The sequence below is a fragment of the Methylorubrum extorquens genome, from assembly GCF_024169925.1.
Taxonomy (GTDB): Bacteria; Pseudomonadota; Alphaproteobacteria; order Rhizobiales; family Beijerinckiaceae; genus Methylobacterium; species Methylobacterium extorquens_A.
In genome coordinates, this window is the sequence record NZ_JALJXF010000001.1 from 3,378,999 (window position 1) to 3,391,195 (window position 12,197).

A 12,197-nucleotide genomic window follows, 5' to 3' on the forward strand; every position below is an offset into this window, starting at 1 on the left:
TTCGGCTCCGCTTTCAGTCTGCTTGTTTTTTTTGCGCTGCAGCAGAAGCACGGTCAGCGAGCGCACGCCTTGCGCCCCGTGAATCAGCACGCCCTCGATGTCGGCGGTGGCGGATGGGCCGGTATGGAGCACGGCATAGGCCGCCTGTCCGAAGTCCGGACGCTTGTAGGCGGCCTGGATGTTCACGAGGATGTCGGCGGGGTCGAGCAGCACGATCAGGTGCTGGGCGAGATAGGCGACCGCGTTCACGATCAGGTCGTCTTGCGTAAACAACACCGAGCCGGTCTCGGCGACGCCGAAGCGGGCCCGTACCACCGCCACGTCGACATCGTTGACCTCGGTCGGCCCAGCGACAGCGGCGAGGTCGCGGTTCCCTGAGAACTCCGGCACGGCGGAGGCGATCACCGCCGCCCCGTCCAGGCGCGACCGCACCGGGGCGAAGGGATCGGACGGGCTGCCCGCACGCTCGACACGCCCGCCCATCCTGCCCAGACGCTCGGCGAACTCGGCGACGAGATCGTCCCCCACCAGGGGTGCGAAGGTCGGCACGTCGGGCAACGGAAACGAGCCGGCCGGGCGGTTGGCCTTGAGCCGGCCGAGGATGGCCTCGCGGGCGCTCACGCGTCGCCCCCCGTCTTCATCCGGTTCTGGCGGTACCACGCGTGGAAGCTCTGGCGCGGCGCATGGGGCATCTCGCGCTTCTTCCCCCAGGTGTTGGCCGGGTTGTAGACGGCAAAGCGCGGCAGGACGCGCAGGGCCGAATCGGCGGTCTGGATCGCGGCGCGGTACGCGGCCGGACGGCTCAGCACGGCGCCCGCTGCCTTCATCATGCCCTGCTTCAGCAGCGGGATCTGGTGTTCCTCGGCCAGCACCTTGCGCCACGCGAAGATCTGCTCGTGGATGTTGATCTTCACCGGGCAGACGTTGGTGCAGGAGCCGTTCATGGTCGAGGAGAACGGCAGGGTCGAGTATTTCCGCTTGTTGAAGGTCGGATCGATGATGAGCCCGATCGGCCCGGAATAGGTGGCGCCGTAGGAGAGGCCACCGCTGCGCCGGTAGACCGGGCAGGTGTTCATACAGGCGCCGCAGCGGATGCATTTGAGCGAGGTCCAGAACTCCTCCATCGCCAGCCGCTCGGAGCGGCCGTTATCGACCAGCACCATGTGCATCTCGGTGCCCGGCCGCGGCCCGCGGAAATGCGAGGTGTATTGGGTGATCGGCGAGCCGAGGGCCGAGCGCGACAGCAGACGGATGAACACGCCGAGATGTTCGACCCGCGGGATGATCTTCTCGATGCCGATGGAGTGGATCTGCAAGGGCGGCACGTTGCCGGAGAGGTCGGCATTGCCCTCGTTGGTGCAGGTGACCACCGTGCCGGTCTCGGCGATGGCGAAGTTGCAGCCGGTGAGGCCGGCATCGGCCTTGAGGATCAGCGGGCGCGTCGTCTCGCGCTGGCTCTCGGCGAGGTAGTGGGCGTCGTCGTTGTCGGGATCGGTGCCGAGCGTCCGGGCGAACACCTCGGCGACATCAAGGCGGGTCTTGTGAACCGCCGGCATCACGACGTGGCTCGGCTCCTCGTCATCGAGCTGCTGGATGCGCTCGCCGAGATCGGTCTCGATCACGTCGATGTCGTGGGCCGCCATGAAGTGACGGAAGCCGCACTCCTCGGTCAGCATCGACTTCGACTTCACCAGCGACTTGGCGCCATGCTTGCGCAGGATGTCGAGGACGATGCGGTTGTGCTCCGCCCCGTCCTCGGCCCAGTGGACATGGACGCCGTTGGCCTTTGCAGCCGCCTCGAACTGTTCGAGGTAGTGGTCGAGATGGGTGAGCGTGTGCGTCTTGATCTGCGAGGCGATCTCGCGAAGCTCTTCCCATTCGGGAATGCCGTGGGCGGCGACATCGCGCTTGCGGCGCACGTCCCAGAGGCGCTCGTCATGAGCCTTCTGATGCATCGGCGCGGCGAGGAAGCGCTCGGCAGCCTCCGCCTGATCGATCGGCCGGTTGCCGCGCACCTTGGCGCCGCGCGGTTGCGGCTCGCGGGGAGCGTCGGCGCGGATCGGCTTGGAAGCGGCTTCCGCGTGCTGGAGCCGCTCGCCGCCGGGCCCGCGCTCGCTCTCGTCGGAGGGGGCGCGCACCTCGGGGTGGAGCACATCCTCGGTCTGGCGCGGGGTCAGGTCGTCGGCGCTCATGCGGCGGCTCCGTTCAGCACCTGGGCGATGTGGATGTATTTCAGCGGTACGCCGAGGCGCTCGGCGCAGCCCTTCTGATGCATCAGGCAGGAAGAATCGGCCGAGACCACATATTCAGCGCCGGCGCGAGCCTGATCGGTCACCTTGTCGTAGCCCATCTTGGCCGAGACCGCGGGCTCGAACACCGAGAAGGTACCGCCAAAACCGCAGCACTCGTCGGGCCGGGTCAGATCGACGATCTCGACCCCCTTCACCTTCTTCAGAAGGTTGAGCGGCTTGGAGAAGAACGGCCGGTTCAGCTCGGACGGCCGTGCATGGCCGATGCCGCGCAGCGCGTTGCAGTTCGAATGGTAGGCAACCTTGTGCGGGAACTCCGCCCAGGGAAGATCCTCGATCTTGAGCACGTCGTGCAGGAACTCGACGAGTTCGAACGTCCGGGCCCGCACATGCTTGACCTCGTCGGTCTGCGGGATGGCGGTGAGGTGTTCGCGCACCTGATGCACGCAGGAGCCGGACGGTGCGACGACGTAGTCGAACCCGGAAAAATTCCTGACGAACAGCGCCTCTGTCGCGGCGGCCTCCCCATGACAGCCGGTATTGGTCATCGGCTGGCCGCAGCAAGTCTGATCGTAAGGGTATTCGACCGTCAGGCCGAAGCGCTCCAACAGTTCCAGCGTGGCGATGCCGACCTCGGGCTCGAAGGCATCGACGTAGCAGGGGACGAACAGTCCGATCCGCATGGCGCTCTTCTGATGGTGATTTCAGACGGTTGCACCGCTTAACCACCTTGGAACGGTTTCAAGCGGACAGGGGCTGCATACGCCTCCGCCCCCCGGTTTCCAAGCGCGCGCCCTTGTCTTGGTCAGTTGGTCACGGGGGCAGTCCGTCCGGCGGCGCGGATGCGCTCCAGCACGCTCGCGTAATTTTCCGGCGTCAGAATGCCGACGAGCTTGTCGCGGATCCGGCCGTCGGGACCGATGATGAAAGTTTCCGGTACGCCGTAGACGCCGAGGTCGATTCCCGCCCGGCCGCTCGCGTCGTTACCGACCGCCGCGAAGGGGAGACCGTTGCGCTCCAGCCAGCGCCGACCGGCATCGCCCGGATCCTTGTAGTCGATGCCGACGAGGCGAAGGCCGGGCTCCTGCGCGAGCCGCATCAGCATCGGATGCTCGATCTGGCAGGGGGCGCACCACGAAGCGAAGATGTTGAGGACGGTCACCTGCCCCTTGAGGTCCGCACTCGACAAACCGGGCACCGGCCGGCCGGCGGCCTGAAGGCCCGGCACAGGCTCCAGCGCGAAAGCGGGGACCGGCTTGCCGATCAGCGCCGAGGGCAGCGCCGCAGGATCGGCGCCCGAGCGCAGCCGGACCAGGAAGGTGACGGCCAAGATGGCGAAGACCAGCACCGGCAGCAGCGCGAGGAGCGAGCGGCGGGGGCGTTCGCCGGTGCCGGGTGGGGTCGCTTGCGGGGCCTGCGCGCTCACGAGCGACCTCCCCGCTCGTCCTGCAGCTCGGCGAGCGCGCGGCGCTGCGCCCGCCCGTCCCACCAGCCGTTGAGGGCCAGGGCGCCGAGCACCAGGGCCGCGAAGCCATAGGAACCGACGATGAAGGGGGCGTAAGGTCCGAATTCCATGGCGGGTCTCAGAGTGATCGTCCCATCGATCGACTTAGATCGCTTGGCCCACGGGAAGGGTCGTCGCGGCGCGGGTCGTCGGTGCAGCGTCCTGCACGCCGGCATCGAGCCGCTCCGCCTGCCGGATCAGCAGGGTGCGCACCCGGCGGCGGTAGATCTCGGTGCGCATCGCCTGAAGGTGCAGCGTCACGCCGAGCAGGGTCATCGCCAGCACCATCTCGAGCAGCGGGTAGAGCATCGAGGAATCGATGGACGAGCCGCCCATGCGCAGGATCGAGGCCGGTTGATGCAGCGTCGACCACCAGTTCACCGAGAACTTGATGATCGGCAGGTTCACCGCGCCGACCAGCGTCAGGATGGAGACCGCGCGCGCTGCCCGGCTCGGATCCTCGATGGTCCGCCACAGGGCGATGATGCCGCAATAGATCAGGAACAGCACCAGCATCGAGGTCAGGCGCGCGTCCCAGACCCAGTAGGTGCCCCACATCGGCTTGCCCCAGAGCGAGCCGGTGACAAGGCAGATCAGGGTGAAGGCCGCACCGATCGGCGCGGCGGCGCGCTGCGACACGTCGGCGAGCGGATGGCGCCAGACCATCGTACCGATCGCGGAGAGCGTCATCGCGCCATAAAAGCCCATGCCGAGGAGCGCGGCCGGGACGTGGACGTACATGATCCGGACGGTGTCGCCCTGCTGGTAGTCGGGCGGCACGACGAAGAACGTCAGGTACAGCCCGGCGGCGACGAGCAGGACCGAAGCCGCTGCGAGCCAGGGCAAGGCCACACCCGACCAGCGCAGGAAGTGGCCCGGATGGGCGAGGCGGTTCCAGAGAGCGGTCCACATGGAAGCCTCCATACCGCCGAGTGCGCTGCAGCGGCAATGCGCGCCGACGTCCCGCCCGGTGCCTGCCTTTCGAGTCGGCGTGGTGCGAAACATTTGTGCAGCGCGATACTGGAACGCGTGATAGTCCGGAGACTTAATTATTAATCCCGCTCAAACTTTATTTTTCGGGATTGAAGATCGAAGTTACGAGCTGTCGCATGCTGATCAGGACTGGTTACGAGATTACCTTCGAGACTGATGCTGCAACGCCAATGTCGCTGCTCCTCAGCCTCCACCCCTCCCGCCAGGGCGACCTGCGCAGCCCGGAGGCCATCGTCTTCGATCCGCCGATTTCGCAGCGGCAGATGCTCGATTCGTTCGGCAACGTCTGTACCCGAATCGTCGCGCCGCCCGGCCGCCTTACGATCTCGGCAGACCTCTTGGTCGCCGATACGGGCCTGCCCGATGCGGCCGCGCCGGAGGCCGCCCAGATTCCGGTGGAGGACCTGCCCGACGAGGTCATGCTCTACCTTATGGCGAGCCGCTACTGCGACACCGATAAACTGGTCGGGATCGCATGGCCGCTCTTCGGCCAGACGCCGGAAGGGTGGGCGCGGGTGCAGGCCATCGTCGATTATGTGCACCAGCGCATCCGTTTCGACTACCAGAAGGCGGATGCCACACGCTCGGCCTTCGACGGCTATCAGCAGCAGGTCGGCGTCTGCCGCGATTTCGCACATCTCGCCATCGCGTTCTGCCGTTGCATGAACATTCCGGCGCGCTATTGCACGGGCTATCTCGGCGACATCGGTGTGCCGCCGGTTGCCGATCCGATGGACTTTTCGGCATGGTTCGAGGTCTATCTCGGCGGTCGCTGGTACACCTTCGATGCCCGCCACAACACGCCGCGGATCGGACGCATCGTCATGGCGCGCGGTCGCGACGCGACGGATTGCGCGATTTCCACAAGCTTCGGCGCCGCGCGGTTGATCAATTTCACGGTTCACACCGATGAAGTTGCGGACGGGACAAAGACCGATCTGATGCAGGCCGCCTAACCCTACGCCATCACCTGATCGGCCACCGCCTCCGCTAGTGAGAGCGAGGAGGTCAGTCCCGGACTCTCGATCCCGAAGAATTGAACCAAGCCGGGCAGACCGTGTTCGCCCGGTCCGTCGATGCGAAAATCTGCCGCCGGCTCGCCGGGACCGCTGAGCTTCGGCCTGATGCCGGCATAATCCGGCATCAGTCGCCCGTCCGGCAGGCCGGGCCAGTATCGCCGGATTGCCGCCTCGAAGCGGTCGGCGCGTCCCGGATCGACTGCGTAATCGAGCGCGTCCACCCATTCGACATCGGGACCGAACCGCATGCGCCCGGCCAGATCCAGCGTCAGGTGGATCCCGAGGCCGCCCTCGACCGGGGCCGGGTAGATCAGCCGCGTGAACGCCGGCCGGCCGCTGCATCCAAAATAGCTGCCCTTGGCCAGAACCTGCCGGGGGATATCCTCCGACGCGACCCCGTCGATCCGGCGGGCGAGGGCCTGGGCGCCGAGGCCCGCGGCGTTGATGAGACAATCGACCCTCAGGACGTCCGGCGCCTCGCCGCCGAAGCGGACCTCCCAGCGCCCATCTCGGCGCCGAGCCGCTTCGATGGGGGTATTCAACGCCAGCACGCCGCCTGCATCCTCGAGATCGCCGAGGAACGCCAGCATCAGGGCGTGGCTGTCGATGATGCCGGTGGCGGGGGAATGGAGCGCGGCGACGCAGGACAAAGCGGGTTCGAGGGCGACCGCCTCGGCGCGCTCGAGCCAGGTCAGGTCTTCAACGCCGTTCGCAACGCCGCGGGACAGGATCGTTTCGAGCGCCGGACACTCCGCCTCATGCGTCGCCACGATCAGCTTGCCGCAGATTCGGTAGGGTACGCCGTGGCTCTCGCAGAAATCGACGACGCGGCGGCGTCCTTCGACGCAGTGGCGGGCGCGCAGCGAGCCGGGGGGATAATACATCCCGCCGTGGATCACCTCCGAACTGCGGGCGGACACGCCAGTGCCGATCGCCTCGGCCGCCTCCGCCACGATCACGGACGCGCCGCGCTGCGCGAGGGCCCGCGCGATCGCCAGCCCCACCACCCCTGCCCCGACGACGAGCGCCTCCATGCCTGCGGCCTGCCTCACGAACGTTCGGGCCGCCGCACCGTCACAAGGGTCGGCGGCCTCCGGAGAAACAAGCCTTCGGCCAAGCCCCGGATCAGCTTGCTCGTCTCAGTTCTTGCTGTCGAGCGGGCGCCCGAGGAGACGGGCGAACTCGGCTTCGATCTCCTCCACCGAGAAGGGGTTCTGACCCCCGGCGGTGGGCTCGGGCGGTTCGGGCTTCGACGGTTCCGGCTTGGACGGTTCCGGCTTGGACGGCTCAGGCCTTGAAGGCTCGGGTCTTGCGGGCTCGGGTCTTGGCGGCTCCGCCTTCAGAGGTTCGGATTTTGCCGCCTCCGGCTTCGGCGGCGCCACGAACGGAGGGGGTGCGACGGGCTTGGCCGGCGCCGCGGGCTTTGGCTCGGGCCGGGGGCGCGCCGGGACCGGGGCGGGAGGCGGCTCCGGCTGAGCCGGTGCAGCCTGCGGTGGCGGTGCGGCGGCAGCCGGCGGAGCCGCCATCGCCGCAGCGACTGGATCGGGCGCCGGCTCGGGCGGCTTCGAGGCCGGAGGCGGCGGCGTAACCGCGGATGAGGGCCGCTTCAGCGCCACCTGAAGCTGCCGGGCCATGTCCGAGAGAACGGCCGGATCGACCGACCGCGGCCCGCGACCGGCCATGACCGGCGCCTCCGGCACAGGTTCCGGCACCGGCTCGGTTGCCGCGGATTCCGGCCGAGCGGGGCGCTCGGTTGAGACCTCGGGGCGGGGAGAGACCACCGGCGGCGCCGTGCGCCGCATCAGCCGGCTGACCGGCGAGACCGGCCGCGCAGGGGCGTCGGCCGGCAGGACTTCAGGCTCGAACAGGCCGGGATCGAGGGGCGGTGCCCGGTCGATGGCAGGCTGGGGACCGGACACCGCCGAGGGGACCACCTCCGGCATGGCGAAGGTCGGCGGCATCGGGGAATCGAGGAAGGGATCGGTGCGCGGCTCCAGCGCGGGATCGTTCAGGCCGGCCTCGCCGCCGGGCCGGACGCTCCCGTCCGGCGCGTAGCGGGCGCCCGCGCCGCGCTGGATATGGCGCTCGATCACCACATCGTTGGGGCCGCCGACCAGCAGCAGGTGCTCCACGTTGTCCCGCCGCAGCAGGATGAGTTGGCGCTGCCGGTCGAGCTCGTAGATGTCAACGATGCCGAGCCGCGGCTGGCGTCCGCGCTGGCCCGCGCTCGCCGACAGCGTGAGCCCCCGCCCGGACAGCCGCATGAACAGCAGCGCCGCGATCAGGAACAGCACCAGGATGACGAGGAAGATCACCAGGAACTGCAAGGCGTAGGAGCCCTCGGAACTGAAGAACGCTTGCAAGACCCGCGTCTTTCTAAGTCGGGGCTCCGACGCCGCCGCGCGACGTCCGGCGGTGACCGAAGCCGGCGGGAGACGCAATCTCGGCCCCACGCATTACACGCCCCGATTATCGCCGCCGCTTAGCGCTCCGGCAACGTATGTTGACACTCCGTTAACAACTCGGTGCCGCCGGCCGCGGCCATTCCACCATCCGCGGCGACGTTGCCTCACGGGTACCCGGCAGGTTTTGCCCGGTTAACGGCTCTTTAACCATGTGAGCGGCAGATTCTGCCGGGTTCGGACCTGTGGCTCTCCGAAATCCATCGCCAGCCGCGCCGACCCCGAGGCACCATGTCGCTCACCGACCTGCCCCTGCTCGGCATGCTGCGCACCCGGATGCAGTGGCATCAGGCCCGCCAGGCACTGCTCGCCGAGAACGTTGCCAACGCCGACATGCCGGGCTTTCGCCCGCGCGATCTCGCCGAGCCGTCCGCGGCCTCGGTGAAACTCGCGACGCCGCTCGGGGCCTCGGTCGGCGGCGACGGGATCGCCCGCACCGATTCCACGCATATCGGGATGACGGCGAGCACCGGACCGAACGCCGATCCGCGCCGCTTCAAAGGCTTCGAGGTCCGCCCCTCCGGCAACGGGGTGAACCTGGAGGAAGAGATGATGAAGGCCGGCGACAATCAATCCGATTACCAACTCGTCGCCTCGCTCTACCAGAAGAGCCTCGACGCCCTGAAAATCGCCGTCGGCAAGCGCTGACATCGCTCGCTGACATCGTTGAACGGGGATCGGTCATGGATTTCTTGAAGAGCCTCGGCATCGCCGCCTCGGGCTTGAAGGCGCAGTCCGGCCGGATGCGCATCATCGCCGAGAACATCGCCAACGCCGATTCGACCGCCCAGACCGCGGGCGGCGATCCCTATCGGCGCAAGATCCCGACCTTCACCAGCCGCTTCGACAACGAACTGAACGCCAGCGTCGTCGAGGCCGGCCGGGTGCGGCGCGATCCGACGCCGTTCCGCACCAAGCACGATCCCGGCAACCCGGCGGCGGATGCCCGCGGCGAGGTGCGCCTGCCCAACGTCAACGGGCTGATCGAGAACATGGACATGCGCGAGGCCCAACGCTCCTACGAGGCCAACCTCAACATGGTGACCGCCACCCGGCGGATGATCTCCCGCACCCTCGAGATCCTGAAGGCGTAGCCCCGATGACGACCTCCGCCTTCGCAGCCGGTGCCTACGGCAACGCCCAAAGCCTCGCCCGTCCCGGTGCCGCCAAACCCGTCCAAGGCATGGCCCAGGGCCTGACCGCACCGAGCGGCTTCACCGGCTTCCTGCAGCAGAGCCTCGACAACGTCGCCCAATCCGGGGCGCAGGCCGACCGCGCCGCCCTCTCGGCGGCCACCGGCAAGGCCAACGTTGTGGACGTAGTGACGGCGGTGGCCGAGAGCGAAACCGCCCTCCAGACCCTCGTCGCCGTGCGCGACCGCGTGATCTCCGCCTACGAAGAAATCATGCGGATGCCGATCTGATTCCGTTCTGGTTTCCCCTCTCCCCGCGCGCGGGGAGAGGCCGGCTTGTACCTCGTTGTGCGGGCCGGGAGCGGAGGCGAAGCGGGAGCGAGGGTGAGGGGGCGCCTCAGCAAGAGGCTCCTATGGAAACGCCCCCTCACCCTCGGCTGCCGCCTTGCTTCGGCGACGACGAGGTCGCCGAAGCCCTCTCCCCGCAAGCGGGGAGAGGGGATGCTGCCGACGCCCCCCCCAGATTAAAGACGAACTCCCATGACCGGTCTCGCCATCCTCGACATCGCCCGCGACGGCATCTTCGTCTTCCTGAAGGTGGCGGGTCCCATGATGATCGTCGCCCTCGTCGTTGGCCTGATCGTTTCGCTGTTCCAGGCTCTGACGCAAATTCAGGAGCAGACGCTCATCTACGTGCCGAAGATCGTCGCGGTGTTCGGCGTGATGCTCCTGATGCTGCCCTTCATTGGCGACGCCATGGCCGCCTACATGGCCCGGATCGCTGCTCGGATCGCGGCGGGCGGATGATGCGGCGGCAGCGGCAGCCGGCCCAAGCGTGTAGGATGGGACGGCATGACCACGCCGCTCGACCTGCTGCTGCCCGGCCTCGCGGCGGCCTTCCTCATCACCTTCGCCCGGGTCGGCACGCTGATGATGCTGATGCCGGGATTGGGCGAGCAGCTCATTGCGGGCCGCCTGCGGCTCGCCCTCGCCTTGCTCGTGACCCTGGTGCTGTTCCCGACCGTGCGCCCGATGCTGCCGACGGGCAATGCGGCGCTGGCAGCCCCCTCCCTGATCGGGCTGCTGATCGGCGAGATCCTGATCGGGCTGATGCTGGGTCTGTGCGTGCGCATGATCGTCGCCGCGCTCCAGACGGCGGGCGTAGTGATCTCGCAACAGCTCGGCCTGTCCTATGCCATGACCGTCGATCCGACGATGGGCGGACAGCAGGCGGCGATCGGCAACTTCCTGGCGATGCTCGGCGTCACGCTCATCCTGGCGACCGATCTGCACCACGTCGCCCTCGAAGCGATCGGGCGCAGCTACGTCCTGCTGCCGCCGAGCGGCGTACCGGCGATGGCGGATGCGGCCAAGCTCGCCCTCGATGCGTTCAGCCGCAGCTTCGCCCTGGCGGTGCGGATCTCCGGGCCGTTCATCGTGTTCGGCATCCTGTTCAATCTCGGCCTCGGCGTGCTCTCCCGGCTGATGCCGCAATTGCAGGTGTTCTTCCTCGCGGTTCCCGCCTCGGTCATCATCGGCATGATGCTGTTCGTCGGGGCGCTCGGCCTCATCATGGGGCTGTTCCTCGACGATCTCGGCCGCTATCTCGGCGCGTTCCTGGGTCGCTGATCCCCCTTGCGCTGATCGGGAACAGGGGAGCCTGAGCCGGTGTCCGACGAGACCGACGACGAGGACAAGACCGAAGACCCGACGCCACGGCGCATCGAGCAGGCGATCGAGCGGGGCGACGTCCCCAACTCGCCCGAGATCAACACCTTCTTCATTCTGGCGGCTTTCACCCTCGCCCTGATGCTCTCGGCTAAGCCCATGGCGGAGGGGCTGACCCGCGACATGCGCGGCTTCCTCGAACATGCCGGCGGCCTGCCTTCGGATTCGGGCACCTATCTCGGCGTGGCGCTGCGCGCGGCCTGGGTCTGCGCCAAGGCGCTCGCCGTGCCTCTGGGCATCGCGATGCTCGCGGCCATCGCCGCCGGCCTGATCCAGCACCGGCCGATCTTCACCGCCGAGAGCCTGATGCCGAAATTCGCGCGCATCTCGCCCATGGCGGGCGCCAAGCGCCTGCTCGGCATGGATGCCTGGGTGAATTTCGGCAAAGGGCTCGCCAAGATCGTCGTGGTGGGCACCATTGCCGGGACGATCCTGTGGAGCGAGCACGACCGGGCCGAATCCTTCGCCCAGCTCGATCCCGGCGTCGCGCTCCAGGGCACCCTGACCCTCGCCCTCAAGATGATGGGCGGCATGCTCGCGGTCTATGCCGTGATCGCCCTCGGCGACGCGCTCTACCAGCGGAACCGCTGGCACAAGCGTCTGCGCATGACCAAGGAGGAGATGAAGCAGGAGCACAAGGAGAGCGAGGGTAGCCCCGAGGTGAAAGCCCGGATCCGGCAATTGCGCCAAGCGCGCGTGAAGAAGCGGATGATGGCCGCCGTGCCCACCGCGACCGTGGTGGTGACGAACCCGACCCACTTCGCCGTGGCCTTGCGCTACGAAGCCGGGATGGCCGCACCGATCTGCGTCGCCAAGGGCGTCGACTCGCTGGCGCTGCGCATCCGCGCCGTCGCCGCCGACCACGACGTGCCGGTGATGGAGAACCCACCGCTCGCCCGCGCCCTCCACGCCACGGTCGAAGTCGATGCCGAGATTCCCGCCGAGCACTATCGCGCAGTTGCGGAGGTCATCGGTTTCGTGCTTCGCCTTCGCCGAGCCGCCTGAGGCTCGATCCGCTTCCGCATGGGACGGCGAAGTCGTTCAGGCGCCACGGTTTATGCACCATTGTCCGGCAATGCTCCGGCAAAAGGCGCGGCATTCGACGACCCA

Annotated in this window: 14 protein-coding genes and 1 pseudogene; 7 read left to right on the forward strand and 8 right to left on the reverse strand. The window is 67.9% G+C overall.

Annotated elements, in window-relative coordinates:
- Positions 1–27: 27 nt before the first annotated feature.
- The 6 genes and pseudogenes from J2W78_RS15995 to J2W78_RS16020 all read right to left on the reverse strand — a co-directional run.
- Positions 28–621: pseudogene (locus J2W78_RS15995) on the reverse strand (LutC/YkgG family protein); the annotation flags it as partial.
- The gene (locus tag J2W78_RS16000) at positions 618–2,192 is read right to left on the reverse strand and encodes a lactate utilization protein B (protein WP_253372070.1); all 1,575 of its coding nucleotides are present in this window, start codon (positions 2,190–2,192) and stop codon (positions 618–620) included. The pseudogene J2W78_RS15995 and the gene J2W78_RS16000, both read right to left, overlap by 4 nt.
- Positions 2,189–2,932, reverse strand: coding sequence for a (Fe-S)-binding protein (locus J2W78_RS16005; RefSeq protein WP_253372072.1), 744 nt, complete (start codon positions 2,930–2,932; stop codon positions 2,189–2,191). The genes J2W78_RS16000 and J2W78_RS16005 overlap by 4 nt, the downstream gene beginning before the upstream one ends.
- A 122-nt stretch (positions 2,933–3,054) precedes the next feature.
- Positions 3,055–3,675, reverse strand: coding sequence for a DsbE family thiol:disulfide interchange protein (locus tag J2W78_RS16010; RefSeq protein WP_253372074.1), 621 nt, complete (start codon positions 3,673–3,675; stop codon positions 3,055–3,057).
- The gene (gene ccmD, locus J2W78_RS16015; protein ID WP_056192892.1) at positions 3,672–3,824 is read right to left on the reverse strand and encodes a heme exporter protein CcmD; all 153 of its coding nucleotides are present in this window, start codon (positions 3,822–3,824) and stop codon (positions 3,672–3,674) included. The genes J2W78_RS16010 and ccmD overlap by 4 nt, the downstream gene beginning before the upstream one ends.
- A gap of 34 nt (positions 3,825–3,858) precedes the next feature.
- Entirely contained in the window at positions 3,859–4,665 is an 807-nt protein-coding gene (locus tag J2W78_RS16020) for a heme ABC transporter permease (protein ID WP_253372075.1), read from the reverse strand.
- A 197-nt stretch (positions 4,666–4,862) separates the two neighbouring features.
- Here J2W78_RS16020 and J2W78_RS16025 point away from each other — a divergent pair, with 197 nt between their 5' ends.
- Complete coding sequence (locus tag J2W78_RS16025; protein ID WP_253372077.1) at positions 4,863–5,702, forward strand: transglutaminase-like domain-containing protein; 840 nt, start codon at positions 4,863–4,865, stop codon at positions 5,700–5,702.
- Positions 5,703–5,704: 2 nt separating this feature from the next.
- Here the strand turns inward: J2W78_RS16025 and J2W78_RS16030 are convergent, their stop codons facing one another.
- Positions 5,705–6,799, reverse strand: a complete 1,095-nt coding sequence (locus J2W78_RS16030) for an NAD(P)/FAD-dependent oxidoreductase (protein ID WP_253374059.1) — start codon at positions 6,797–6,799, stop codon at positions 5,705–5,707.
- 105 nt (positions 6,800–6,904) lie between these two features.
- The gene (locus tag J2W78_RS16035; protein WP_253372079.1) at positions 6,905–8,128 is read right to left on the reverse strand and encodes a hypothetical protein; all 1,224 of its coding nucleotides are present in this window, start codon (positions 8,126–8,128) and stop codon (positions 6,905–6,907) included.
- 330 nt (positions 8,129–8,458) lie between these two features.
- Between J2W78_RS16035 and flgB the strand changes: the two genes are divergently transcribed.
- From flgB to flhB, 6 genes are all read left to right on the forward strand, one after another.
- Positions 8,459–8,875 (forward strand): flagellar basal body rod protein FlgB, encoded by a 417-nt coding sequence (flgB, locus tag J2W78_RS16040; protein ID WP_253372081.1) that lies wholly within the window; start codon positions 8,459–8,461, stop codon positions 8,873–8,875.
- A 35-nt stretch (positions 8,876–8,910) separates the two neighbouring features.
- Positions 8,911–9,321: a flagellar basal body rod protein FlgC gene (flgC, locus tag J2W78_RS16045; protein ID WP_003603420.1), complete on the forward strand. Its 411-nt coding sequence runs from the start codon at positions 8,911–8,913 to the stop codon at positions 9,319–9,321.
- A gap of 5 nt (positions 9,322–9,326) precedes the next feature.
- A complete protein-coding gene (gene fliE, locus J2W78_RS16050) occupies positions 9,327–9,650 on the forward strand; it encodes a flagellar hook-basal body complex protein FliE (protein WP_253372082.1) in 324 nt (107 codons plus the stop codon).
- 249 nt (positions 9,651–9,899) lie between these two features.
- On the forward strand, positions 9,900–10,166 hold the full coding sequence (fliQ, locus tag J2W78_RS16055) for a flagellar biosynthesis protein FliQ (RefSeq protein WP_003603418.1): 267 nt from the start codon (positions 9,900–9,902) through the stop codon (positions 10,164–10,166).
- A 45-nt stretch (positions 10,167–10,211) separates the two neighbouring features.
- A complete protein-coding gene (fliR, locus tag J2W78_RS16060) occupies positions 10,212–10,988 on the forward strand; it encodes a flagellar biosynthetic protein FliR (protein WP_253372084.1) in 777 nt (258 codons plus the stop codon).
- Between the two features lie 39 nt (positions 10,989–11,027).
- On the forward strand, positions 11,028–12,092 hold the full coding sequence (gene flhB, locus J2W78_RS16065; RefSeq protein ID WP_253372086.1) for a flagellar biosynthesis protein FlhB: 1,065 nt from the start codon (positions 11,028–11,030) through the stop codon (positions 12,090–12,092).
- Positions 12,093–12,197 lie beyond the last annotated feature (105 nt).